Origin of the sequence: Limnohabitans sp. MMS-10A-178, assembly GCF_003063375.1 — a bacterium.
Lineage (GTDB): Bacteria > Pseudomonadota > Gammaproteobacteria > Burkholderiales > Burkholderiaceae_C > Limnohabitans_A.
Genome location: NZ_NERY01000003.1, coordinates 178,309 through 203,259, shown reverse-complemented (window position 1 = coordinate 203,259; position 24,951 = coordinate 178,309). Strand labels below are relative to the sequence as shown.

The following is a 24,951-nucleotide window of genomic DNA, read 5'->3' as shown; positions in this document are numbered from 1 at the left end:
TCCCGATGTTTATCCCGCCTTTAACAAATACTGTTGACCATCTGAGTCACCAATTACCGAGCTCAAACATGAACAAACGCCACTTGCTCAGCGCCATTGCCATAGCCGCCACGACCTTGCTCATGAATGGTGTTGCCAGCGCTCAAGATTTCCCTCCCAAGCGGCCCGTCACCCTGTTCGTTGGCTTTGCTCCAGGCGGTGCAGCCGATGCAGCGGCCCGCTTGATCGCCAAAAAACTCACTGAAAATATGGGTCAAAACGTCATAGTGGAAAACAGGGCAGGTGCTGGCGGCAACATCGTGCACCAGCAAGTGGCCAATGGTGTGGCCGATGGCACCGTTATTTTGCTGGGTTCTATTGGCCCCATGACCATTGCCCCGCACATGATGAAAGTGGGCTACGAGCCCTTCAAAGACTTGGCCCCCATCTCAGGCGGCGTGAACTTTCCCAACATGCTGGTCGTCAACAAAGAGTCGGGCATCAAAAATCTGGCCGACTTCGTTGCAATGGCCAAAAAAGCGCCCGATGCGGTTTCTTTTGCTTCAACCGGTGCTGGTTCAGCCTCGCACCTCACGGGTGAGCTGTTTGCCATTCGCACCAACACAGACATGCTGCACGTGCCTTACAAGGGCGGCGCTCCTGCCATGCAAGACCTGCTGGCCAATCGCTTCACGGGTTATTTCTCTGCACCGCCCACTTCCATTCCGCACGTAGAGTCGGGCAAATTGGTGGCCATTGCCACAACGGGCCTAACCAGGCCAAGCTACCTGTCGAATGTGCCCACTGTGGCTGAGTCTGGCTATCCCGGCTTTGAAGCGCTCAATTGGTATGCCTTCCTTGCCTCAGCCAAAGTGCCATCAGCCATTTTGGACAAGTGGAACGCAGAAATTGTGAAAGTCCTCAACGATCAAAGCACCAAAGATGCACTGACCAAGTTGGGGCTGTCCGGCGCTCCCTCCACCCGTGCTGAGCTCACAACGTTCATGCAGAAAGAATCGGAAAAATGGGGCAAGCTGGTGCGTGAAAGAAAAATTTCAGCCGACTAAAGCAAGCAGCAGTAAGCTGGCATCCCAGTCAGCAAACTGCTGAGTTCCTAATTAGCGGAACCCAACACGGTCCAACATCTGTTGGACCTTGATTTGGTTCATGCCCACAGCACTCACTGGCAACACTTCACTTTTGAAGTTGCCGCCCGACATGGCTTTCAAAGCAGGATTGTCAAAGCTCATGCCTTTGGCTGCAGGCCATTCATTGTTGCCATTGGCAAAATGATTTTGTGCCGATGCACTGGCCAAATATTCCAAAAACTTCAAAGCATTGCCCTGATTTTTTGAATTTTTGGCAATGGCCCCGCCAGCAATGTTCAGATGCGTCCCCCAGCTTGATTGGTTAGGGAACACCACACCTACTTTTTCAATCAAGGCTTTGTCGGCAGCATTTGTTGAACGCATCAGACGCGCCAAATAGTAGGTGTTGGTGACGGCCACAGCGCACTCTCCCGAGGCCACGCCTTTAATTTGATCCGTGTCGCCACCAGCTGGATTTCTGGCCATGTTGTTGACCAACCCCTTCAACCAAACCTCCGTTTGTTGAGGGCCAATGTGCTCCGTCATAGCACCAAACAGGCTGAGGTTGTAAGGGTGAGAGCCCGAGCGAATGCAGAGCTTGCCTTTGAACTTTGGGTCAGCCAATTTTTCGTAAGCATCTACATCCGATTTTTGAACTTTGAGCTTGTCATACACAATGACTCGGGCTCGTGTGGACAATCCAAACCAAGCTATGCCGCCATTGTCTGATCGCTTGGCTCGCAGGTTTTCGGGTATGGCCTCTTCCAGCAATTTAGATTTGACAGGCAAAAACAAGCCCTGCACTTCAGCACGCCACAAACGTGCCGCATCGACCAACAATATGACATCGGCCGGCGACGCTGAACCCTCAGCGCTCAATCGGGACAAGATACCCGCATCATCGGAATCAACCCGGTTTACTTTGATGCCGGTGCTTTTGGTGAAGTCGGCATACAAGGCCTCATCGGTGGGGTAATGCCGAGCTGAATAGACATTGATGGAAGCTGCAGCTGTTTGCGCTTGTGCAATCTGGCTGCCTAAGGCACCAATGGCCATCAAGCAAAACCTGACAAGTTTGAATATTTTTTGACTCATTTTGAAAAGATTTAACTTCCGAATGAGCCGATTCTACATCAAATAAGAATGATTCGCATTTGCAAAAGAGTCATGATGGCCTAAAAGTTCTTTATGAGTGGACAGTTGGTACGGATTGCCGCTCAAAAGTCACCACGTGATCAACTTCAGCCCGAATGCCAATCCACTCACCCACCGTGTGGTCGTGATGGCTGGGGACGTGGGCCATGACGGTTTCACCCGATCGCAAACGCAGGGTGTACAAAAACTCTGACCCTCTAAAGGCTTTTCTCAAAATTTCGGCTTTCACAGGTGCTGCATCGTCATGAACGATGTCATCCGCTCTAAGCAACACATCACAAGCTTGAGCCTCCTCGCCCGTTTGACTTGAAACAAGATCGGCGTCAACCAGGTCGCCTAAAACAGTTTGCACATGAATGTGCCCTTGGTTTAAAGAGCGAGTGCCTTCAATGAATACGCCGTGACCAATGAACTCAGCCACAAACCGTGAAGCAGGACGGTGATACAGGTGATAGGCATCGTCCCATTGGTGCAGATGCCCCTGCTCGATCACGCCAATGACATCGCCAATGGCAAAGGCCTCCATTTGGTCGTGGGTCACAAACAGTGCGGTGGCGTTGGCTGCCTTCAAAATTTGACGAATTTCGATGGCCAAACGCTCGCGCAAATCGACATCAAGATTGGAAAAGGGCTCGTCTAACAGTAAGAGCTCGGGTTTGGGTGCCAAGGCTCTGGCCAAAGCAACGCGCTGCTGCTGACCACCCGAGAGTTCGTGGGGAAATCGGTCTTGAACATCATCCAAGCCCACCAAGTGTAGTACTTCGGCAATGCGCTTCGCTTTGTCTGAAGCTGCCTGTCCGTGCAGGCCAAATGCAATGTTGCCTGCCACTGAAAGATGGGGAAACAAGGCGTAGTCTTGAAAGACCATGCCCATTCGACGTTTTTCAGGGGGGGCCGTAGTACCTGGCTGGCTCACAACCCGATCGGACAACTGAACGCGACCCGCAGAAACAGGCTCCAAACCCGCAATGGCTCTGAGCAAACTGGTTTTGCCGCAACCCGATGGCCCAATGAGCACACCAATTTGCCCCGCTTGCAACTGCAGCGACACGCCATTCACTGCAGGCTTGGAACTGCCCGAATAGCAAACATCAACATTGGAAACAGTGAGATACATCATTTGCATTGTAAGGACAGATCAAAACCCTTTGATTTGAAGTCAGTTGTGGCTCCTTACAATGCAGGGGTTGCGGCGTTTGCAAAACCCTTACCGCCTTAAAACCTTTATTCAATTGTTCAGACAAATGCACGCTTTCCGAATTCGTTCGGTTGTTTTTATTTTCACAGCCCTCCTAATCAGCTTGCCAATTTTGGCCCTGCTGAGTTCATGGCTTGAGTGGAATGCCGCGTCTGGCCAGGTATTGAGCGAGCTTGCTCAAACCGTTTTGCCCGATTACATGCTCACCAGCCTGCTGTTGTGCGTTGGCGTTGCGGTGGGCGTAACCGTCTTAGGCTTGAGCGCTGCGGCCGCTGTCACTTTGTTCAAGTTTCCAGGCCAGAAGTTTTTCGAATGGGCTTTGTTGTTGCCCATGGCCATGCCTGCTTATGTGGTGGCATATGCCTACACCGATTTCTTTCAATTCAGTGGATTGCTTCAAACGTTCATTCGATCTACATGGTCTCTAGAAGGCCGTGTGTTTCCCGAAATCAGAAGTTTGGGCGGCGCTGTTTTTGTGTTCTCGCTCACGCTTTATCCGTATGTTTATTTGTTGGCCAGAACCGCACTGAGTGAACGCGCGGCCAATCTTATGGAAGCTGCGCGCATGCTGGGCGCCCCACTCCATAGACGCATTGCTGAAGTGGCTTTGCCATTGGCAAGACCTGCTGTTGCCGCGGGAGTAGCGCTTGCGCTCATGGAAACATTGGCAGATTTTGGCGTGTCGAGCTATTTTGGTATTCAAACCTTCACAGCTGGTGTTTACAAAGCTTGGCTCATCATGGACAACCGCATTGCAGCTGCGCAACTGGCCACCCTTCTGCTGGCCATGGTGCTGCTGCTGCTTCATCTGGAAAAGCAAGCCCAAGCACGAATGCGGTTTACAGCCAGCAACACCAATGCTGCAAGTTCTCGCGAAGCTCAACCCGCCAATCTCAGCCAAGCCAAGGGACTGGCACTCACCGCTTGGTGCGGCATGTTGGTCTTTTTGGGATTTGCCTTGCCCATCTTGCTCATGCTCAAGCCCTTGCTGGTGTCTGACATGCTCATTCCATGGGGGCGGTTTTTTGAATGGTCTTTCAACAGCCTTCGTTTGGGTGCCATCACTGCTTTCTTGGCGGTTGGCTTCTCCTTGCTCATCGCCTTTAGCTTGCGCAGCCAGGCCGACTTCTTTGCGCGTTTCATTTCTCAACTGGTGGGATTGGGCTACGCCATTCCCGGCGCAGTGGTCGTGGTTGGCTTGCTGCTGCCGGTCACTTGGCTTCAAAAGCAGTGGCCCGATTCGCCAGTGGGTTTCTGGATCACAGCATCTGTGTTGGGTCTCATTTGGGCTTACTTGGTGCGTTTTTGCGCGGTTGCCTTGCAATCGATTCAAAGTGGTTATGCCCGTATTCCCACCAGCCTCGATGACTCAGCGCGCACCCTAGGGGTCACGGGCATGGCTTTGTTGAGCAGTGTTCATGCACCCCTTCTAAAGCGCTCTGTTTTTGCTGCTGCCCTGCTGGTTTTTGTGGATGTGATGAAAGAGCTGCCAGCCACTTTGGTGCTTCGGCCCTTCGATACCGATACCTTGGCTGTGGTGGCTTTTCAATTGGCCCGAGACGAAAGACTGGGCGAAGCAGCCCTGCCCAGTCTGGCTTTGGTGGCGGTGGGTTTGATACCCGTGCTTCTGTTGAGCCGAGCGATGCGGCAAAAAACATCTCACGCCTAATGCGTGTATCCATATTCCCGCATGATTGACTTGGCTTTAGGACTTTTAAAAAATTTCATCAAAGCCAAGGCCGCTGCATTGCCTTGCCCTGGTAAAAGCAAAATGGCATCTTGTTGAATGGGCGAGTACAAATTGGCAGGCACCACCCAAGCCGAGCCGCGAGTCAGTTGACCTTGTTCAAAAACCTGCGACATGGCCACAAAGCCAACTTGAGCGTTTTCAGTTTGGACAAATTGAAACACTTGGTTGATGTTTTCCCCTTGTACAAACTTGGGTCGCAGCTCATTGAAAAGACCCAGTTTGTTCAGGGTCTCTACGGCCGCGGCTCCGTAGGGTGCCAGTTTGGGATTGGCAATGGCCAATTTTTGGAATTTTCCAAGTTTCAAAATATCGCCTTGCTGATCGACCAAATCGGGCTGTCTGCTCCAAAGCACCAATTGGCCAGTGGCATAGGTAAAGCGAGTTCCGGGCACACCGAGCGCCTCTTTTTCCAGTTTGGATGGCGTTTCTCGGTCGGCTGACAAAAGGATGTGAAAGGGCCCGCCATTTTTAATTTGGGCATAAAACCCACCCGTAGAACCCAATGAAATCTTGACTTTGTGCCCTGTCTCCGCTTCAAAGCTTTGCACAATTTTGCGCATGGGCAATGTGAAATTAGAGGCCACGGCCACTGTGGTCTCTGCCGCCAGCACAGACACATGCCCGCATAGGAAAATGCCCGCACATAACGTGTGGAGCATAAGGATATGAAGAAACGATCGTTGTAATAAACTCGTCATGTCTGAAATAATACCCCCCTCAACTTCATTCACTGAGCAAATCTTTCATTTGTTCACATGCCAATTACCATGAAAAATGCTATTGCCTTGGCTTTAAGCCTTTTGTGTGCTGTCGCTTCAGCCAATGCACAAACTCAATCACCAGACCCCTTGCAAGTTCGCAGTTGGGCCGCTGGCTGCTCTGGTTGCCATGGCACCGATGGCCGCGCTGAGCCCGGCATGATTTCCTTGGCAGGCACCAACAAAGACGATCTTGTGAAGAAAATGCTGGACTATAAAACGGGCCGAGTAAGCGCCACCGTGATGCACCAACTCGCAAAAGGCTATAGCGATGCCCAAATTGTGGCCATCGCTGGCTACTTTGCAGCACAAAAAAAATAAGGAGCAGTCATGAAACGTCGTCAATTTATTCAAGGTGCTGGCACAGGCTCAGCACTGGGCGCCCTAGGCTTGATGTCTGGTTGCGCCTCTATCGGCTATGGCAATAAAGCCAAAGTGGTGGTGGTCGGTGGTGGCTATGGCGGTGCAACAGCCGCCAAATACGTGCGCATGTGGTCCAACTATGGCATTGACGTGACGCTCATTGAGCCCAACCCTAGCTTCATTTCTTGCCCCATTTCAAATCTTGTCATTGGCGGCAGCAAAACCATGGCCGACGTCACCATGAGCTATGACAATTTGGTCAAACGCCATGGCGTTAAATTGGTCAAAGACTTTGTCACTCAAATTGACCCAGAAAAGCGCCTGGTGAAATTAGCGGGCGGTTCTGAAATTTCCTACGACCGTCTCATTCTGTCGCCTGGCGTAGACTTCATGATGGAAACCTTGCCAGGCATGAGCAAGACAGGCGCGCAAGACAAAGTGTTGCATGCTTGGAAAGCTGGTGCTCAAACGGTGGCATTGCGCAAGCAACTTGAAGCCATGCCAGATGGTGGCGTTTATGCCATTTCAATTCCATTGGCCCCCTACCGCTGCCCCCCTGGCCCCTACGAGCGTGCTTGCCAAGTGGCCAGCTATTTCAGCAAGGCCAAACCCAAAAGCAAGGTTCTCATTTTTGATGCCAACGACGACGTCTTATCGAAAGGCGCATTGTTCAAAAAAGCATGGTCTGATCGATACAAAGGCATCATTGAGTACCAAGGCAAGCACAATGCCATCGATGTCGATGCGGCAACCAACACGCTGAAGTTTGAATTTCAAAACGATGTCAAAGCCGCTGTTTTGAACGTCATTCCACCAATGCGCGCGGGTGACATTGCTGTCAAAACTGGCTTGGCCACCTCCAACAAACGCTGGTGCGAAGTTGACTTTCTCACATTTGAAAGCAAAGCTGCCAAAAACATTCACGTTTTAGGCGATGCCATTCAAATTGCCCCAGCCATGCCCAAATCAGGCCACATGGCCAACCAGCATGGCAAAACATGTGCTGCGGCAGTGGTGGCCTTGTTGTCTGGCAAAGAGCCCAATTCATTGCCCATCTACAACAACACTTGCTACAGTTTCGTGAGTGCCACGGATGTGGTTCACGTTGCCAGCGTTCATACCTACGACGCTGAAAAGAAAACCATGTTGACCGTGCCAGGATCAGGTGGCGTATCGAGTGAGGCAAGTGCGCTCGAAGGCGTCTATGCCATGGCTTGGGCTCGCAACATTTGGGCCGACAGCCTGGCCTAAAGCGTCTGTTGTATGAAACTTCCCATTTTGATGGCCTTGGCCCTGCTCGCAATTCAATTCAGCATGGGCTCTGCATGGGCCAGCACTGAAATTGCCAAAAAGAATGCTTGCATGTCTTGTCACAACAATGAAAGAAAGTTGGTAGGCCCTGCCTTCAAAGATGTTGCAAAAAGATATGCAGGTGTTCCTGATGCACCCAAAAAATTAGCATTGAGCATCAAAGCAGGTGGGGCTGGCAAATGGGGCCCCGTTCCCATGCCCCCACCAACTTCTTTGAGTGACGCTGATGCCAACAAGCTGGCCGTTTGGATTCTTGAAGGTGCCAAATGAAAACAAGCTTAAACCACAACACCCACCGCAGAGATTCTTTAAAGCAGATCGCCTGCGTTGCAGGATTGCTTGCTGGCGTTGGCTATTCGTCGCTTGCTGAAGCCGCCTACAACAAGGCTGCGTTTGATTCCAAATCTGTCAATGAAGCCATTAAGTTTCAAGGCGCCGGCAACATCTCAGAAAGCAAAGATGTTCTGCTCAATGCACCAGACTATTCTGAAAATGGCGCCGCGGTTGCATTGAGCGTCAGCACGGCTTTAGCGGGTGTGCGCAAAATACTGATATTGGTAGAAAAAAATCCTGCAAGCTTGGCTGCTTCATTTGAAGTCAGCGAATCGATTGAAGCCAACTTTTCAACTCGCATCAAAATGAGCCAAACGTCTGACGTCTATGCAGTTGCGGTCATGGCAGACGGTCGTGCTTTGTTCTCCAAAAAAGAAGTCAAAGTAACCGTTGGCAGTTGTGGAAGCTAAACACATGGCAGAACCTACACGCATTCGCGCACAAGCTCAGGCAGGCAAAACCACTGTTCGAGTTCTGATGAGTCACGAAATGGAATCTGGCCACCGCAAAGATGGCTCGGGAAAAACCGTTCCCAGTTGGTTCATTCAAGAAGTGACTATTTCACTCAATGGCAAAGTCATCTTGGACATCGATTTTGGCCCTTCTGTGTCCAAAAATCCTTATTTGCAATTTGTCATCAAAGGCGGCAAAGCGGGCGATAAGCTGTCCCTTTCTTGGAAAGACAACAAAGGCCAGACTCGCACCGACGAAGCCAGCGTGACATAGAAATTCAGTGGCTGCCTGCATCGGCAACCATGTGTCTGTCTTGGCGCTCTCGCAAATTCTGCTTGTCGACTGACCTGTCACCACCCAGTGGCAAATTTTCATGGGCCAGGCACCTTGGGCGTCCTCTTGCGCCGCTGGCCAAGTAATCTTTCAACAAAGATTCACGAATCAAGCTTACGTCAAACAATCGCTTGGTCGTTAGATATGTGAACACGACATCGACCAAAGCTTCGGGTGTGAGGCCATAGGTTTTTTGAGTTTGTTGCCACAAATCATCGGCGAATGCCATGAAGGCCCAAAATGGCGAATGATGGGGCGCATACGGCTGCAACAAAAAAGGCAGTGTGAGTTTGAATCGACCTGAATTGGCCACCAAATCCCAATACTTGGCCAATCTGGTAAATCGTTTTAGCGTCTCCGTGTCAATGTCATTGTTTTCTTGAATGACATAGGGCGGCAGTTTGTCATAGACCATGCCAAAGGCTTGTGTGTGTCTTGCAATGGGCGTTCCTCTGAGGCGCTTCAAGATACCCAATTGAATTTCTTGCGGCCCAATACTCAACAGGCGATCAAAGCCTTCGGCAAAGCTTTGCAGTGTTTCGCCAGGCAATCCAAAAATCAAATCCGTGTGCAAATGAGCGTTTGACTCCGTCAGAAGCCAGCGTAAATTGGCCTCTGTTTTGGCATTGTCTTGACGGCGTGAAATACGCTGCTGAACTTCTTCGTTGAAAGACTGAATACCCACTTCAAACTGCAAAACCCCTGGGGGAAATTGCAAGATCAAGGCCTTGAGACGATCGGGTAAATGGTCGGGCACCACTTCAAAGTGAACCAATAATCCTTGCGAGGAAGCCTGCTGAAGACGATCCAGAAAAAATTGCAGAATTTGTGCAGATGCTTCAATTTTCAAATTGAAGGTGCGATCGACAAACTTGAAATTTCGAGCACCGCGTTGGTACAAGATATCCAGTTCTTTCAAAAAGGGATGCAAGTCAAAAGCCCAAGCGGTTTTGTCCAAGGCGCTCAAACAAAACTCGCATTTAAAGGGACATCCTCTTGAGGCTTCTACATACAGCACTCTGTGGGCCAAATCTGCGTCTGAAAATTCGCGGTAAGGCAGCTCAATGTCGCTCAAAGGGGGTTGCTCGCCCTGAATCATTTTCATCAAAGGCATGGGGCCTTCGATCAAAGCAAGACACAGCTTTGGAAAACTGACGTCGCCCCAACCAGAAATGACGAAGTCTGACAATTGCACAATTTCTTGCGACTCGGTTTCATGACTGACTTCAGGCCCTCCCAAAACAATTTTCAGCTCAGGTCTTTGGCTCTTGAGTGCTCGCACCAATTCAGTAGTTTGAGTCACATTCCAAATGTACACACCAAAGCCAATGATTTGCACTTGGCCTGGCTGCTTTGGGCCGAGTTGCTCGAGCAGTTCGTGCACCATGTCTGGCGTTTTTCGAGCCAATGTAAATTCAGTGACGACGGTGCGCTGGGCCAATTGGGGGCTCCCGTGTCGCGCCATGTTGGCCATGAGGTAGCGCAATCCCAATGAAGCGTGAATGTACTTCGCATTCAAAGTACACAGAATGATGGCGGGTGCAGACGTCACAATTTGGGGCATGCCGCCATTATCTTATGGCTATAAACTTCAATTTCACCTTGGTTTCTTGCCCCTCAAGGCTTGAAGTGCAATAGCAGATAAAAGAGTATGATTTTCAGGCAGTGAACTGATCCGCGTCAGGGCAAGACTTACTTACACACCATGCACAACGACATCCAAGCGCTTCGAGCCATTTTGAAATCTGCCAAAACCATCGCTGTGGTAGGCCTGTCCGCTCAGTGGAATCGGCCTAGCTATTTTGCAGCCAAGTACATGCAAGAGCATGGTTACAAAATTATCCCGGTCAACCCTCGGTATGCAGGTCTGGGGCAATTTCCTGCAGAAGATATTTTGGGACAAAAGTGCTATGCCAGCCTGCTCGACATTCCTGAGTCTGTCGACATGGTCGATGTTTTTCGCAAAACCGAAGATGTTTTGCCAATTGCCCAAGAAGCTCTGCAAATTGGCGCTTCCTGCTTATGGCAACAGCTTGGCGTAGAAAATCAAGAAGCCAGCAATTTGTTTCTAAGTCAAGGCAGGCGATCAGTGACAAACCGCTGCGTCAAAATTGAACATGCCCGAATTTTTGGCGGACTCAACTGGGTTGGGGTCAATACCGGCATCATCTCTGCAAAACGTCCCATCAATTGAGCCTAAGCATGAGCGACCACAAATTTCGCCCCGAAACAATGGCCATTCACGCTGGACAAATTCCAGATGCTGCCACAGGCGCACGCGCTTTGCCCATTTACCAAACCAGCAGCTTTGTTTTTGACAGTGCCGACCATGCCGCCTCTTTGTTCAATCTGCAAACCTTTGGCAATGTCTACTCCAGACTGAGCAACCCCACGGTGGCCGTGCTGGAAGAGCGTGTTGCTGCGCTTGAAGGCGGCAGAGCGGGCGTAGCTTCTGCATCAGGCATGGCTGCCGAATCGATGGCCCTCATGACCATTTTGCAATCGGGCGATCATGTGGTGGCAGCCAGTGCTTTGTATGGGGGCTCTGTTACTTTACTGGCTGTTAGCTTGGCCAAGTTTGGCATTCAAACCACCTTTGTAGACGCCAGCAAGCCCGAAGCCTTTGCCGCTGCCATTCAGCCCAACACACGCGCTATTTATGCAGAAAGCTTGGGCAATCCGAGCATGTTGGTTCTAGACATTGCAGCCATTGCCGATGTGGCCCATGCACATGGCTTGCCACTCATCATTGACAACACGGTGCCGAGTCCGTTTTTGTGCAATCCGATTGCATTTGGCGCTGATGTGGTGGTGCACTCGGCTACCAAGTATTTGGCAGGCCATGGCACCACCTTGGGCGGCGTCGTTGTAGAAAGCGGCAAGTTCCCTTGGGACAATGGCAAGTTTCCAGGCATGACCGAGCCCTCACCGGGCTACCATGGTGTGAAGTTTTACGAAACCTTTGGCGACTTTGGTTTCACCATGCGCTGCCGCATGGAGTGCCTCAGGGTCTATGGTGCATCCCTCAGCCCCATGAATGCTTGGCAAATTTTGCAGGGGGTTGAAACCCTCCCCTTGCGCATGGAAAGGCATTGCAGTAACGCTTTGGCTGTGGCGCAATTTTTGCAAAATGATCCACGTGTGGCTTGGGTCAATTACCCAGGTTTATCAGACCACCCACAACATGCCTTGGTCCAAAAACAAATGCGCGGCGCATCGGGTTTGCTTGCATTTGGGGTTAAAGGTGGCTTGGAGCAAGGCGTGAAGTTCATTGAAGCTGCGCGCTTCATGAGCCATCTGGTAAACATTGGTGATACTCGAACACTCATTAGCCATCCCGCTAGCACCACCCACCGCCAACTCAATACAGAACAACAATTGGCCGCTGGCGTGGGACCCGACATGATTCGAATTTCGGTTGGCTTAGAGCACATTGATGATATTTTGTGGGACATCGATCAAGCCTTGAATACAGCCAGCCAAACGTCAGTTCATGGAGTTTCCAAATGACCAACATTTTTGATCAAGACCTAGATCCAAATTCAGCCAATTTCACTGCACTTTCGCCAGTGAGTTTTGTGGAGCGAAGTGCTGAAATTTTTGGTGATCTCTGTGCCGTTGTCCATGGCGCCAGAAAATACACATGGGCTCAAACACGAGACAGATCTGCAAGGCTTGCTGCTGCACTTCAATCACTGGGCGTTAAACGCGGCACCACGGTCAGCGCCATGTTGCCCAACATCCCAGAGATGGTAGAAATTCACTATGCAGTGCCTGCCCTCAATGCAGTGCTCAACCCTCTCAATACCCGCCTTGATGCCGCCCTCATTGCATGGCAGCTCAACCACTGCGAGTGCGCTGTGCTCATTACAGATCGCGAGTTTGCCACTGTAATGGCCAAAGCCTTGGACATTTTAAAAACCCAATTTGGCCGCTCCATTGTGGTGGTCGACGTTTGCGACTCTGAATACACAGGTCCTGGTGAACAGCTGGGTCAATTTGAATATGAGGCATGGCTGGCATCGCACGAACCATTGTCCAAATTAGAAGGTCCTCAAAACGAGTGGGATGCCATTGCCGTCAGTTACACCAGCGGCACCACGGGCGACCCCAAAGGTGTTGTCACGCACCACCGCGGCGCTTACTTAAACGCTGTGAGCAATGTGGCCACTTGGACCATGCCGCACTTTCCCATCTATTTGTGGACCCTGCCCATGTTTCATTGCAACGGCTGGTGCTTTCCTTGGACAGTGGCCATGCAGGCTGGCACACATGTGTGCTTGCGCCGAGTTGAAGCCAAACCTATCTTAGATGCCATGCGCGATCACGGCGTCAATCACTACTGCGCGGCGCCCATTGTTCACAGCCTGATCTACAACGCCCCCGAAAGCATGCGGGCTGGCATTGACCAGCAAGTTAGGGGCATGGTGGCAGGCGCAGCACCACCCGCCGCCATGATTGAAGGCATGGCCAAAATTGGATTTGATATCACGCATGTTTATGGCCTCACAGAGGTCTATGGCCCCGCTAGTGTGGCAGTCAAACGCGAGTCTTGGGCGGGCGAAAGCTTGTCTGAACAAACCCGCTTGAACGGCAGACAGGGCGTGCGGTATGTGCTGCAAGAAGGCATGACCGTCATGGACCCGGCAACCATGCAGGAATGTCCAGCCGATGGCGCCACCATGGGTGAGATCATGTTCAAGGGCAACATTGTGATGAAGGGTTATTTGAAAAACCCACGCGCCACACAAGAAGCATTTGCAGAGGGTTGGTTTCACACCGGCGACTTGGCCGTCATGGAACCCGACCGCTACGTGAAAATCAAAGACAGAAGCAAAGACATCATCATCTCGGGCGGTGAAAACATCAGCTCCCTCGAAGTAGAAGACGCGCTCTATCGCCACCCTTCTGTCTTGGCGTGTGCAGTGGTTGCCAAGCCAGACCCCAAGTGGGGCGAGTCACCCTTGGCATTTGTGGAACTCAAATCGGGCGCTTCCGTGTCGCAGGCAGACCTGATTGCGCATTGCAAAAACTTGTTGGCCAGCTACAAAGTGCCCAAAGAAATTCGCTTTGAGGAAATTCCAAAAACCTCTACAGGCAAAATACAAAAATTCCAATTGCGTGAACGCGCCAAACTTGTCAACTGAATTGAAAAGGTCCACCCAATGACAACACCAGACGCTCCCTTGATTCTCAGGCACGACGACGATCGAGGCGTGTGCACCCTCACCCTCAATCGGCCAGCCGCTTTCAATGCATTGAGTGAAGAACTGCTCACTGCCCTGCAAACAGAACTCGATCATTTATCGCAAAACCAGAAGCTCCGAGTTCTCGTAATTGCTGCGGCAGGCAAAGCCTTTTGTGCGGGGCATGACCTTCGACAAATGCGCGCCGAGCCCTCTATGGATTACTACCAGAAGCTCTTCTCACAGTGCGGTCAAATGATGATGAGCATCCAAAAACTGCAAGTGCCCGTCATTGCCAAGGTGCAAGGCATTGCCACTGCTGCGGGTTGCCAACTGGTTGCTCAATGTGATTTGGCGGTAGCTTCTTCGGAAGCCAAGTTTGCTGTCAGCGGTGTCAATTTGGGATTGTTTTGCGCAACGCCCAGTGTTGCCTTGTCGCGCAACTTATCGCGCAAAGCCGCATTTGAAATGCTGGTCACCGGCGACTTCTTAAGTGCTCAAGATGCTTTGAAGCAAGGCTTGATCAACCAAATAGCCGAGCCAGATCAGCTCGATGCTTGTGTAGAGGCCTTGCTTGTCAAGATTCTTTCAAAGCCCCAAGTTGCCTTAGCCATGGGCAAAGAGTTGTTTTACATGCAACTCGAAACTGGCATCGAAAAAGCCTACGAATACGCATCCCAAACCATGGCGTGCAACATGATGGACAACGCTGCCCTAGAAGGTGTGCAAGCTTTCATCGAAAAACGAAAGCCCAATTGGCCATCAAATAATTGATTTTTGTCTGATCAAGCTGACCATCAGCCATTGGCTGACACGTCTAGGAAGACACGCCCATTCTCAATTTTGACGGGCCAGGCTTTGGCTGGCTCTGTTGCGGGACCGCAGGCTATGGAGCCATCACGCACGTCAAACATGGCCTGGTGAAAGGGACACTCTACAAAGTTGCCTTCCACAAAACCATCACACAGCTTGGCATTGCCATGGCTACATTCATTGTTGATGGCGAACACGCCATCGTCTACTTTGAACACAGCGATATCCAAGTTGAGGGGGGTTACTGCAATACCAGCACCCTCAAACAAATCGGCCTCAGCCGCTACGTCAATCCAGTTGCTCATGATTAGATGGTTTCAAAGAAGGGGAAGTTGCAAACTCAAGCGGTAAATTTTAGCTTTCGTCCTTGGACCAAAATGTCTTTCCTTTGCGCCATTTTCACAATACAAAATTTCATCCCATTTTTTATGAAATCAGGACTTTCATCAGGGTGTCAGGGGCAACTTTTAAGATCTAATACGGGTTGAACCAATTTCTCATGCAGTTATAAAAAAAGAGGACGCAAATGGCTAAGCAAAAATCCAAAATCATTTATACCCTGACCGACGAAGCGCCATATCTGGCTACCGCGGCCTTTTTACCAGTCATTCAGACCTTCACTCAGCCCGCGGACATTGAAGTTGAAACCAGTGACATCTCTGTGGCTGGTCGCATTTTGGGCGAATTCCCAGACTACCTCACCCCCCAGCAAAAAGTACCCGACAACCTCTCAGACTTGGGCAAGCGCACTCTACTTCCAGAAACCAACATCATCAAGCTGCCCAACATCAGCGCGCCGGTCTACCAGTTGGTCAGTGCCATCAAAGAACTGCAGTCCAAGGGATACCACATTCCCGATTACCCAGAAGACCCCAAAACCGATGCTGAAAAAGCCATCCGCGCTCGCTACTCCAAATGTTTAGGTAGCGCTGTCAATCCCGTTTTGCGTGAAGGCAACTCCGATCGCCGTGCACCCTTGGCTGTGAAGAACTACGCCAGAAAAAATCCGCACAGCATGGGCGAATGGAGCATGGCTTCACGCACTCACGTGGCGCACATGAAACATGGCGACTTTTATCATGGCGAAAAATCCATGACGATGGACAAGGCCTGTGAGGTCCGCATGGAGCTCACCACCACATCGGGCAAAACCGTGGTTTTGAAACCCAAAGTTACCTTGCAGGCTGGCGAGATCGTTGACAGCATGTTCATGAGCAAGAAAGCACTTTGTGAGTTTTACGAAGAGCAGATGGAAGATGCTCGCAAATCTGGTGTGATGTTCTCTTTGCACGTCAAAGCCACCATGATGAAGGTCTCGCACCCCATTGTGTTTGGTCATGCTGTTCGCATTTTCTACAAAGAGGCATTCAAAAAGCACGGAAAGTTGTTTGATGAGTTGGGTGTCAATGTCAACAATGGCATGGTCAATCTGTATGAAAAGATTGAGTCTTTGCCGCACTCTTTGCACGACGAAATCATCCGTGATTTGCATGCTTGCCACGAGCATCGCCCCGACTTGGCCATGGTGGACTCCGCCAAAGGCATTACCAACTTACATGCACCCAATGACGTAATTGTCGATGCCTCCATGCCAGCCATGATTCGCATTGGCGGCAAAATGTGGGGCGCAGACGGCAAACCCAAAGACACCAAAGCGGTTATTCCTGAATCAACCTTTGCCCGCATCTACCAAGAAGTCATCAACTTCTGCAAGACCAATGGCAACTTCGATCCACGCACCATGGGTACTGTGCCCAACGTTGGTTTGATGGCGCAACAGGCAGAAGAGTACGGCTCACACGACAAAACATTTGAAATTTCAGAAGATGGCGTCGCCAACATTGTGGACAATGCCACTGGCGAAGTCTTGTTGTCGCAAAACGTCGAAACTGGCGATATCTGGCGCATGTGCCAAGTTAAAGATGCACCTATTCGCGACTGGGTCAAGTTGGCCGTCACCCGTGCACGCAACTCTGGCATGACCACCCTTTTCTGGCTTGACCCCTACCGCCCTCACGAAGCGGAGATGATCAAAAAAGTCGAAAAGTATTTGAAAGAGCACGACACCAAGGGCTTGGACATTCAAATCATGTCGCAAGTTCGTGCGATGCGTTATACGCTTGAGCGTGTGGTTCGCGGTTTGGACACCATCTCCGTCACCGGCAATATTCTGCGTGACTACCTAACCGACTTGTTCCCCATCATGGAGCTGGGTACCAGCGCCAAAATGTTGTCCATCGTGCCACTTATGGCTGGTGGCGGCATGTATGAAACAGGCGCAGGCGGCTCAGCACCCAAGCACGTCAAACAATTGGTTGAAGAAAATCACCTGCGTTGGGACTCACTGGGTGAATTCTTGGCCTTGGCCGTTTCCCTCGAAGATTTGGGCATCAAAACTGGCAACAGCAAGGCCAAAGTTCTGGCTAAAACATTGGATGCCGCCACTGGCAGTTTGTTGGCCAACAACAAAAACCCATCTTCCAAAACTGGCGAACTGGACAACCGTGGCAGTCAGTTCTATTTGGCGATGTACTGGGCCCAGGAACTGGCAGCACAAACCGAAGACAAAGAACTGCAGGCTAAGTTCGCAGGTTTGGCCAAATCATTGACAGACAATGAACAGAAAATTGTGGATGAGTTGAAAGCGGTACAAGGTAAGCCAGTTGACATTGGTGGCTACTACAAGCCTTCAGAAGACTTGGTGCAAAAGGTCATGCGTCCAAGCGCCACCTTCAATGCCATTTTGAATGCTGCACAGGCATAAATCGGCAAGCTAGCTGTCGAAAAAAGCCGCATCCTTCGGGATGCGGCTTTTTCTTTTCCACTATTCAAACAGGTCTGTTTGATTGGCAGGCGCTTTAGAAGACCGCCCCGATGACTTTTTGGACTTCTGCACTGTTCCGTCTTTTTTCACCGGCGACAACTCCAAGAGCGCGGGCGTCTTTTGAAGATTGTCCGCCACATTTTTCCTTGAGGAATCTGGCATCTTGCTGGTTAAATCTGCGGGCCACCTCTTCAAGCGCTTGAGTTCACCTCGGTTCATGCAGCGGTAAAGCGCCAACAACTCTTGAGTAGACTCAGTCTCGAGTGCCACATAGTCTTTGCCAAGGTATTGAATCTCCCTGCCTTGGATGGCCAACTGAGCTTCGCTGTTTTTGAGATCCGTTCTAAAAAAGGCTGTAATCGCTCGCAAAATGATCTTGTTCATATTTAATATAGTTGAGCAACCTAAGGTTAATAAACAGTAAGTTTGATAACCATCTGTTTTTTAACGATAGGTTATCTAACCAGCGCTATTCTAAACCTCAGCAAGCTTTTGAACTCATTCAAACAGTTTGGGATACCTCAGGATGCGCCAGCAGCTGTAGGTAGCCAATGCTGAAATACCCAGCGTGATCCAGATCACAAGTGCATAGCTTTGAGTGACATCAAACACTTGACCGGCCAAAACCGGGCCAAGCAAATTGCCCAAGGCGGCGCCGGTGTAAAGCGTGCCAATGACGGCTGACACAGCTCGCCCACCAAACAAATCCATGCAGATGGCAGGCAGAAGCGACACGATGCTGCCATAACTGAGCCCAAACCACAGCGCAAAAAGGGCAAAAATTGACCACTCTTCAGCGCCAGCCCATATTAAATAAGACATCCCCATGAGGCATTGCATGAGCATGAGTGTTTTAACCCGGCCCAATCGATCGGCTAGCCAACCGATGGCAAATCGGCCCACCAAACTGCCGATGCCAATCAAGCCCACCAAACCCACAGCCTGTGCATCTGCCACACCAGCATCCCTGGCGGCTGCCGAAATGTGTGCAAATGGGATGAACATGACCGGCGCGCCCAACAAGGTGCCGACATAAAGCCAACGGAAAGATGCTGTTTTCAAAGCCTCGGGCAAACTCAAGCCCGAGAGTTGGCCGCCTTGCTGACCTGGCACCGATGGCGCTCTTTCTAATAAAAAGCCCGCCGTCAAACCGATTAAAAGCACGCCCACAGACATCATTTGCAACGCACTTCGCCAATCAACCTCATTGAGCAAGTAGCTCACAAGCACTGGCAATATCAGCGTTCCGGCACCCACACCCGAACTGGCAATACCAGAGGCCAAGCCACGACGCTTGGTGAACCAAGGCTGAACCGAAGCAATGGAAGGCGTGTACACAAAGGCAATGCCAAGACCAACCAGCAGGCCATAGCTCAAATACACGGTGGTTAAATTTTGGGCCAGGCTGGTTAAAAACAAGCCAAGGGCCATGAAGCCCATGCCGGCCATGCAAACTAGTCGTGGCCCCCACCGATCGGCCAACATACCGCCGAGGGCGCCCAACACAAAGTAGACCAAACCGCAAAGCCCGAAGATCCAAGACACATCGGCTCTTTGCGCAGAGAATTCCTTGGCAAAATTTTCAAAAAATGCTGCAAATGAATAAGACACGCCAAAGATGACGGCCAAACAGACAAAGGTTGCCCAGACAACCACCCAAGCTTTGCGGGATTCCATGCGCCTTCAAGCTCGGTAAAAGTTAGCGACAGAGCGGGATAGAGAGTTGGATGGCATGCAATGTCTTTCTGAGTTCAAACAGCTTGCGGTCTAGTTTAGTATTTTTTCAAAAGTGTCTGAATTTTTCTCTACAGTCTGCCGCGAAGACCTTCAAGTCAATTGATGCACTGCCTACAATCATCATGTCTCCGATTTAGAAAGCACATCGCATGAGTTCACCCATTACCCCAAGGCTTCCTGGCATCCGATTTGTGCACTCCCCAGGCCCCACGCATGTGCCCGATGAAGTCATGCATGCCATGCAAAGGCCCATGACGGATTTGGCCGATCCTCGTGTTGCCGCACTCATTGCAGCCTGCGAAACAGGCATGAAGGACTTGCTGAACTCCCCGGCCTCTGACGTGTTCTTTTACGCCAGCAACGGCCATGGCGTGTGGGAGGCTGCATCAGCCAATTTGGGATCAGACCAGCACAGCTTGTTGATTGCTGGATCTGGCCACTTCTCTGACCAGTGGGCCATTCAGACCACCGCCTTAGGACTACCCGTTATCAGAACACCGCACACCGAAGGTCAGCCAATTGATATTGCGGCCATCGAAGCAGCACTCCGCGAAGACACCCAGCATCACATTGCGGCCGTCATGGTGGTTCACACTGACACGGCCAGTGGCATCACCAGCGATCTTCAAGCCATTCGCAAAGTCATCAACAGCACAGGTCATCCAGCGCTGTATGTGGTGGATGTGGTGGCCTCTTTGGGAGCCGCTCCCTTTGACATGGATGCTCTGGGTGCAGATGTGTGTCTGGGCAGCTCCCAAAAAGGTTTGATGATGCCCCCTGGCCTTGGCTTTGTAGCGGTCAATGCCAAAGCATTTGCTTGGTCTAAGGCGCATGCCAAACCCCGCTTCTATTGGAGCTGGTTAGAGCGAAAAACCGACATCCAATCTGCCAAGTTTTGTGGCACGCCACCTTTGGCCCATCTTGCCGGTTTGGAGGTTTCTTTGGGCCTGCTCAAAGCTGAGGGCTTGCCTGCGGTTTTTGCAAGGCACCAGCGCCTGGGCGGCGCCGTGAGAGCAGCAGTCAATTGCTGGGCCACGGCTGGCAGCATCAAGCTTCACTGCCAAGACCCCAATGGCTTTTCCTCGTCAGTGACAGCCATCGAGGTTGTCGCGGGCATTGACCCTGAGGCATTGCGTGTAGTGGCCCGTGAAAAATTTCAAGTTGCTATGGCTGGTGGCTTAGGGCCTTTGGCGGGCCGTGTCTTTCGCATTGGCCACCTAGGCGACATGAATGAACCCATGATCTTGGGCGCACTGGCCGGCATTGAGGCTGCCATGACAGTTCAAAAAATTCCATACGGACCCAATGGCATGGCGGCTGCCATTGCTTATTTGGCAGAACACACGCCCTAAAACGCTGAACCTAAATCACTCAACCTAAATCGCTCACCCAGAAAGTCGCCCTCACTCATTCATCGTGAGGGGGAATTTCCAATGCCTGATACAAAGGCAAGATGTCTGCGCGAATACGCTGAAAGTAATAGGCATAAACAAGCGCAGCCACCAAACCTATAGTGCCAAACAGCGCCAAGGCGGATGGACTACCAATGTGGTCAGCCAACCAGCCAGAGCAAAGTGACCCCACGGGCGACATGCCAAGGAAAGACATGACATACAAGGCTGCCACGCGCCCCCGCAATTCATCGGGCACGATGCTTTGAAGCACGGTGTTGGTCGAGGCAGCTGTGACCATCATGCCAAGGGCCGATACAAACAACAAAGGAAGCGCCAACCAAAAGCTCTCAGCGAAAGAAAAGGCGACCAGCATCAGCCCCGCCGCGCCAGCATTCCATCCAATGACTTTGAACAAACCTCGGATATTGGTTCGCGACGCCAAGTAGAGCATGCCGCAAACTGCGCCAAGCCCCGCCGAGCTGTACAGCAAACCCAAGGTTCTAGAGTCGCCATGAAACCGCTCACTGGCAAACCAAGGCATGAGTGAGGCGTAAGACTGCAAGCAAAAACTGCTTACGGCCAACAAGAGCAATGCACATCGGCTTGGAAAAAAGCCGTAAGCGTATTCAATTCCCGCCATGAGTTGCCTGAACAGTCCCGCAGAGGCTTGACGGTTGACATGAGGGGCAATTTGACTGGCCCGCAATGCGGAAATGACGGCTAGTCGCATCACACAATTGGTGGCAAAACTCCACACTTCACCAAATGCAGCGGTGATCAAACCACCCAACATCGGCCCAATGAATCTGGCGCCATTCATCACAGTTGAATTGAGCGCAATGGCATTGGTCAGTTCTTGCCGGTTGGGCAAGAGTTTGGAAATAAGAGCCTGCCTGGCGGGTGCATCAAAGGCGTTGCCAAAACCCAGCACCGCATTTCCGACGACGATGTGCCAAGCCTCGATTCGCCCGCTGACCACCAAGGCCAGCATGACTACCGATTGCAGCATGGCCAGGGTGTTGGTTGCAAACAAAACACGCCGCACGTCTAAGCGGTCGAGCAAGACACCAGCAAATGGCGTGATCAACAACATGGGAATCTGCAAACTGAAGGCAGACAAACCCAGAATGAAGGTTGAGCCAGAGAGGCTGTAAACCAACCAACTGGTGGCAATCAGTTGTACCCAGTTGCCAATTTGAGAGGTGCCCTGCCCCATGATAAACAACCGAAAATTCCGGTGCTGAAGCGCACGCAGACTGTTCGGTAGTTTCATGGCTGAATTAAGGCTTGCAAATTTACTTTAAATTGGCGTTCATTTGGGCTTCATTGGGCAGAAAAAGCACAATCAAGGCACCCAAGGCAGCCACCACAGACAAGGCCATCATCAACTGCGTAAAGCCTGCAGCCTTCACTACTGGGCCTAGCATATAGACAGCCATGGAACTAATGCCAAACGAGATGGCAATCCGGGTGCCACTCACCCGAGATCGCATGGCGTCGTCAATATAGCGAACCACCATGGTGTCGCTGAATGGAATGGAGGCAAAGACCATCACCATGTAGAAGATGGCGGCTGCGTACCAAACCCAACCCGTCGTTTGCGAGGCTGCGCCAAAGGCCAGAATTTGCATCAACAAGATTGAAAAAAACAAAGGCTTCACAGGCCATAAGTCGAGCAAACGCCCTACCACCAACTGTGCCAATGACGCTACCGCATAAATGGCGGCAAGCAACATGCCCAAGCGAGAGGGGTCGTTGACCAAGCCATCAAGGCGTTCGGCCAACAACTGCGCATTGCCATTGGTCGTGATGTTGAACAACAAACTGGTGGTGGTGGCGGTGGCCACCATGACCACAAAAGTGCGCCAAGCCAAGTGCTTGGGCAATTGAACCGAACTGGCTTTCTTTTTGGCTGGCGCCCCGGATTCATGCGGGGCCGTCATGGCAAACGCAACACCACAAACAATAGAAACCAAGCCAGGCACCACAAAAGCCACTCGCCAACCCTGCCAAGCCACCAAGAAGCCCGTTGAAAGCGCCGCAAGCGCAATGCCCAAATTGCCTGCGAGTCCATTGACGCCAATGGTAAAACCTGGACGCTCTGACCTCTGAACCAGCATGGGAATGCCCACGGGGTGATAGATGGCTGAAAAAATACCCAAAACCGTGAGCGCCATGCCCATTTGCAAGGGGGTTTGAGTGAATGCAACAGCAATGGCAGACAAACCCATGCCAAAAAAGAACACCAGCATCATTTGCCGACGGCCCCATAAATCTCCCAACCTTCCCGCAGGGATTGAGCCCAGCCCAAACATCAAGAAAGCGCCTACGGTGTAAGGCATCATGTCTTCCCACCGGCCCACCCCAAAATCGAGAGCAATAGCGCTGACAGCCGTGGCAAAAATCAATAGAAACAAATGATCAAGCGCGTGGCCCAAATTCAAAAGAAGAGATGGAATAGCTGGCATGCAAACTGGTTGAAACTGTTTAAAAGTCCAAGGGCGTATTTTTGAATGCCCCTATTAAACCTCGGATTTGAAAAAATTTGTTGTCAGGACAGTTCACAGAATCAAGGGAATATCCTGTGCTCAAAATACCAAAAGTCAAATAGGCTTGGCGTTCAATTTCGATCTTTAGGAGCTCTACATGGCATCATTCAAGTTACGCCCATCCTTCTCATGGGTCTCTTCTTTGGCACTCTCAGTGAGCATGGCGGGTGCTTTGCTTACTGCGCCTGCAGCTTTGGCGCAAGCTTTTCCAAACAAAGCCATTCGCTTGGTTTGTCCCTTCCCCCCAGGCGGTGCTGTTGACATTGCATCTCGCGCCATTGCCCAAGAGTTGTCCAAAAATTTGGGCCAACCTGTGACGGTTGACAACAAACCCGGCGCAGGTGGCAATATCGGCGGCGCCGATGCAGCCCGTGCGGCACCCGATGGCTACACCATCTTCATGACCACCAGCGGTATCCAAGCCATCAACCCAGCGCTGTATGCCAAGATGCCCTTTGACCCTAACAAAGATCTGGCACCTGTTTCGGCCTTGGTTTCCCTAAACAATGTGTTGGTCTTGCACCCATCAGTCAAAGCCAACTCTGTGGCTGAAGTGATTGCTCTGGCCAAAGCTCAGCCGGTCAATTACGCTTCTAGCGGCAGCGGCACCAGCATTCACATGTCGGGCGAAATGTTCAGATCGCTCACCAACATCAACATGACCCACATTCCTTACAAAGGCAGCGCACCAGCGCTAAACGACCTTTTGGGCGGCCAAGTCATGATGATGTTTGACAACATCCCGTCTGCCATTCCTCACATCAAGTCTGGCAAGCTCCGTGCGCTGGCCACCACTGGCGCAAAGCGCGACCCCCTGTTGCCCGACTTGCCCACCCTTGCTGAGGCGGGTGTAGCGGGTTATGAATCTGGCGTGTGGTTTGGCTTGTCAGTGCCCGCCAACACACCTCGTGATGTAGTGATGCGACTCAATGCAGAGGCCATCAAAGGCACCAAGTCACCCGAGTTTGTCAAACGCATGACAGAGCTGGGTTACATCATCATGGGCACCAGCCCAGAAACCATGGCCGAAATGAGCAGAGCCGAAGTGCAACGCTGGGGCCCCATTGTTAAAGCCTCTGGCGCTAAAGCTGATTGATGTCTGATTGATGTTGTTTGCAACTCAAGCGATTCACCTCGCATGAGTTGCAACACGAACTGATGCGCAAAGCAGCTTCTCCACTTCGCATCATCGTGATGGGTGTTTCTGGATCCGGAAAATCAACGCTGGCCGAGGGACTTGCAAAGTCACTTGGCTTGCGCATGAAAGATGGCGATGAACTTCACCTGCCCGAAAGTGTGGCCAAGATGAGTGCCGGCATTGCACTAGAAGATGCCGACCGTTGGCCTTGGTTAGATCGCATTGCCCACTACCTTGCCCATGACGCGCAAAGCCCTGTAGGTACAGCCGGCGCCATCGTGTCATGCTCGGCGCTCAAACGCGTTTACAGAGATCGTATTCGGCAGCAAGCTGGCCCCCTTGTTTTTCTATTTTTAGACGGACAGCCTGAGTTGATCAAGCAACGCATGCAAGATCGCAAGGGCCATTACATGCAGGCTGGGTTGTTAGCCAGTCAATTGCAAACCTTGGAAAGACCCAGTGCTTATGAAACTGATGTCATTGCACTCAGTATCAATCAGGCTGTATCCGATCTTTTGGAAAATGCCATGGCCAAGTTAGTGGCTTACCAAGAAGATACGCTTAGACATACGAGCTAAATTCAAAAATC

Annotated in this window: 24 protein-coding genes; 15 read left to right on the top strand and 9 right to left on the bottom strand. The window is 51.2% G+C overall.

The annotated features are described in order from the left end of the window. Positions 1 to 68 precede the first annotated feature (68 nt). Entirely contained in the window at positions 69 to 1,046 is a 978-nt protein-coding gene (locus B9Z32_RS12690) for a tripartite tricarboxylate transporter substrate binding protein (protein WP_108421785.1), read from the top strand. A 51-nt stretch (positions 1,047 to 1,097) separates the two neighbouring features. On the opposite strand, the gene B9Z32_RS12685 is transcribed toward B9Z32_RS12690, so the two are convergent. Next, positions 1,098 to 2,123, bottom strand: a complete 1,026-nt coding sequence (locus B9Z32_RS12685) for an extracellular solute-binding protein (protein ID WP_369909963.1) — start codon at positions 2,121 to 2,123, stop codon at positions 1,098 to 1,100. Between the two features lie 130 nt (positions 2,124 to 2,253). After that, complete coding sequence (locus B9Z32_RS12680; protein ID WP_108421902.1) at positions 2,254 to 3,339, bottom strand: ABC transporter ATP-binding protein; 1,086 nt, start codon at positions 3,337 to 3,339, stop codon at positions 2,254 to 2,256. 127 nt (positions 3,340 to 3,466) lie between these two features. Between B9Z32_RS12680 and B9Z32_RS12675 the strand changes: the two genes are divergently transcribed. Continuing rightward, a complete protein-coding gene (locus B9Z32_RS12675; RefSeq protein ID WP_108421901.1) occupies positions 3,467 to 5,089 on the top strand; it encodes an iron ABC transporter permease in 1,623 nt (540 codons plus the stop codon). Here B9Z32_RS12675 and modA read toward each other — a convergent pair. Further along, positions 5,086 to 5,829 (bottom strand): molybdate ABC transporter substrate-binding protein, encoded by a 744-nt coding sequence (gene modA / locus B9Z32_RS12670; protein WP_108421783.1) that lies wholly within the window; start codon positions 5,827 to 5,829, stop codon positions 5,086 to 5,088. The genes B9Z32_RS12675 and modA overlap by 4 nt on opposite strands. A gap of 108 nt (positions 5,830 to 5,937) precedes the next feature. Between modA and B9Z32_RS12665 the strand changes: the two genes are divergently transcribed. Genes B9Z32_RS12665 through soxZ form a run of 5 tightly spaced genes read left to right on the top strand, consistent with a single transcriptional unit; the run spans position 5,938 to position 8,661 of the window. Next, the gene (locus B9Z32_RS12665) at positions 5,938 to 6,249 is read left to right on the top strand and encodes a class I cytochrome c (protein ID WP_108421900.1); all 312 of its coding nucleotides are present in this window, start codon (positions 5,938 to 5,940) and stop codon (positions 6,247 to 6,249) included. Between the two features lie 9 nt (positions 6,250 to 6,258). Then, positions 6,259 to 7,542, top strand: a complete 1,284-nt coding sequence (locus B9Z32_RS12660) for an NAD(P)/FAD-dependent oxidoreductase (RefSeq protein ID WP_108421782.1) — start codon at positions 6,259 to 6,261, stop codon at positions 7,540 to 7,542. Positions 7,543 to 7,554: 12 nt separating this feature from the next. Beyond that, positions 7,555 to 7,872 (top strand): c-type cytochrome, encoded by a 318-nt coding sequence (locus tag B9Z32_RS12655; protein WP_199219998.1) that lies wholly within the window; start codon positions 7,555 to 7,557, stop codon positions 7,870 to 7,872. Beyond that, complete coding sequence (gene soxY / locus B9Z32_RS12650; RefSeq protein WP_108421781.1) at positions 7,869 to 8,345, top strand: thiosulfate oxidation carrier protein SoxY; 477 nt, start codon at positions 7,869 to 7,871, stop codon at positions 8,343 to 8,345. Before B9Z32_RS12655 ends, soxY begins: the two co-directional genes overlap by 4 nt. A gap of 4 nt (positions 8,346 to 8,349) precedes the next feature. Beyond that, complete coding sequence (gene soxZ, locus B9Z32_RS12645) at positions 8,350 to 8,661, top strand: thiosulfate oxidation carrier complex protein SoxZ (protein WP_108421898.1); 312 nt, start codon at positions 8,350 to 8,352, stop codon at positions 8,659 to 8,661. A gap of 4 nt (positions 8,662 to 8,665) precedes the next feature. On the opposite strand, the gene B9Z32_RS12640 is transcribed toward soxZ, so the two are convergent. After that, positions 8,666 to 10,285, bottom strand: a complete 1,620-nt coding sequence (locus tag B9Z32_RS12640) for a B12-binding domain-containing radical SAM protein (protein ID WP_108421780.1) — start codon at positions 10,283 to 10,285, stop codon at positions 8,666 to 8,668. Positions 10,286 to 10,426: 141 nt separating this feature from the next. On the opposite strand from B9Z32_RS12640, the gene B9Z32_RS12635 reads away from it, so the two are divergent. From B9Z32_RS12635 to B9Z32_RS12620, 4 genes are read left to right on the top strand one after another with little or no spacing between them, the layout of a single operon-like run. After that, positions 10,427 to 10,915: a CoA-binding protein gene (locus B9Z32_RS12635; protein WP_108421779.1), complete on the top strand. Its 489-nt coding sequence runs from the start codon at positions 10,427 to 10,429 to the stop codon at positions 10,913 to 10,915. 8 nt (positions 10,916 to 10,923) lie between these two features. Then, complete coding sequence (locus B9Z32_RS12630) at positions 10,924 to 12,231, top strand: O-acetylhomoserine aminocarboxypropyltransferase/cysteine synthase family protein (protein WP_108421778.1); 1,308 nt, start codon at positions 10,924 to 10,926, stop codon at positions 12,229 to 12,231. After that, a complete protein-coding gene (locus B9Z32_RS12625; protein ID WP_108421777.1) occupies positions 12,228 to 13,868 on the top strand; it encodes an acyl-CoA synthetase in 1,641 nt (546 codons plus the stop codon). Before B9Z32_RS12630 ends, B9Z32_RS12625 begins: the two co-directional genes overlap by 4 nt. A gap of 18 nt (positions 13,869 to 13,886) precedes the next feature. Further along, positions 13,887 to 14,681: an enoyl-CoA hydratase gene (locus B9Z32_RS12620; RefSeq protein ID WP_108421776.1), complete on the top strand. Its 795-nt coding sequence runs from the start codon at positions 13,887 to 13,889 to the stop codon at positions 14,679 to 14,681. A gap of 23 nt (positions 14,682 to 14,704) precedes the next feature. Here the strand turns inward: B9Z32_RS12620 and B9Z32_RS12615 are convergent, their stop codons facing one another. Further along, positions 14,705 to 15,025 (bottom strand): non-heme iron oxygenase ferredoxin subunit, encoded by a 321-nt coding sequence (locus B9Z32_RS12615; protein WP_108421775.1) that lies wholly within the window; start codon positions 15,023 to 15,025, stop codon positions 14,705 to 14,707. A 221-nt stretch (positions 15,026 to 15,246) separates the two neighbouring features. On the opposite strand from B9Z32_RS12615, the gene B9Z32_RS12610 reads away from it, so the two are divergent. After that, the gene (locus B9Z32_RS12610; protein WP_108421774.1) at positions 15,247 to 17,484 is read left to right on the top strand and encodes an NADP-dependent isocitrate dehydrogenase; all 2,238 of its coding nucleotides are present in this window, start codon (positions 15,247 to 15,249) and stop codon (positions 17,482 to 17,484) included. Between the two features lie 60 nt (positions 17,485 to 17,544). On the opposite strand, the gene B9Z32_RS12605 is transcribed toward B9Z32_RS12610, so the two are convergent. Then, a complete protein-coding gene (locus B9Z32_RS12605; protein ID WP_108421773.1) occupies positions 17,545 to 17,928 on the bottom strand; it encodes a hypothetical protein in 384 nt (127 codons plus the stop codon). A gap of 114 nt (positions 17,929 to 18,042) precedes the next feature. Further along, the gene (locus B9Z32_RS12600; protein WP_108421772.1) at positions 18,043 to 19,221 is read right to left on the bottom strand and encodes an MCT family MFS transporter; all 1,179 of its coding nucleotides are present in this window, start codon (positions 19,219 to 19,221) and stop codon (positions 18,043 to 18,045) included. A 209-nt stretch (positions 19,222 to 19,430) separates the two neighbouring features. Between B9Z32_RS12600 and B9Z32_RS12595 the strand changes: the two genes are divergently transcribed. Then, positions 19,431 to 20,633, top strand: a complete 1,203-nt coding sequence (locus B9Z32_RS12595; RefSeq protein WP_108421771.1) for an alanine--glyoxylate aminotransferase family protein — start codon at positions 19,431 to 19,433, stop codon at positions 20,631 to 20,633. A gap of 55 nt (positions 20,634 to 20,688) precedes the next feature. On the opposite strand, the gene B9Z32_RS12590 is transcribed toward B9Z32_RS12595, so the two are convergent. Both B9Z32_RS12590 and B9Z32_RS12585 read right to left on the bottom strand, forming a co-directional pair. After that, the gene (locus B9Z32_RS12590; RefSeq protein WP_108421770.1) at positions 20,689 to 21,948 is read right to left on the bottom strand and encodes an MFS transporter; all 1,260 of its coding nucleotides are present in this window, start codon (positions 21,946 to 21,948) and stop codon (positions 20,689 to 20,691) included. Positions 21,949 to 21,970: 22 nt separating this feature from the next. Then, a complete protein-coding gene (locus B9Z32_RS12585) occupies positions 21,971 to 23,143 on the bottom strand; it encodes an MFS transporter (RefSeq protein WP_108421769.1) in 1,173 nt (390 codons plus the stop codon). Between the two features lie 178 nt (positions 23,144 to 23,321). Between B9Z32_RS12585 and B9Z32_RS12580 the strand changes: the two genes are divergently transcribed. Together B9Z32_RS12580 and B9Z32_RS12575 are read left to right on the top strand one after the other, a co-directional pair. Beyond that, positions 23,322 to 24,320, top strand: a complete 999-nt coding sequence (locus tag B9Z32_RS12580; protein ID WP_108421768.1) for a tripartite tricarboxylate transporter substrate binding protein — start codon at positions 23,322 to 23,324, stop codon at positions 24,318 to 24,320. 17 nt (positions 24,321 to 24,337) lie between these two features. After that, entirely contained in the window at positions 24,338 to 24,940 is a 603-nt protein-coding gene (locus B9Z32_RS12575; protein ID WP_233248312.1) for a gluconokinase, read from the top strand. Positions 24,941 to 24,951 lie beyond the last annotated feature (11 nt).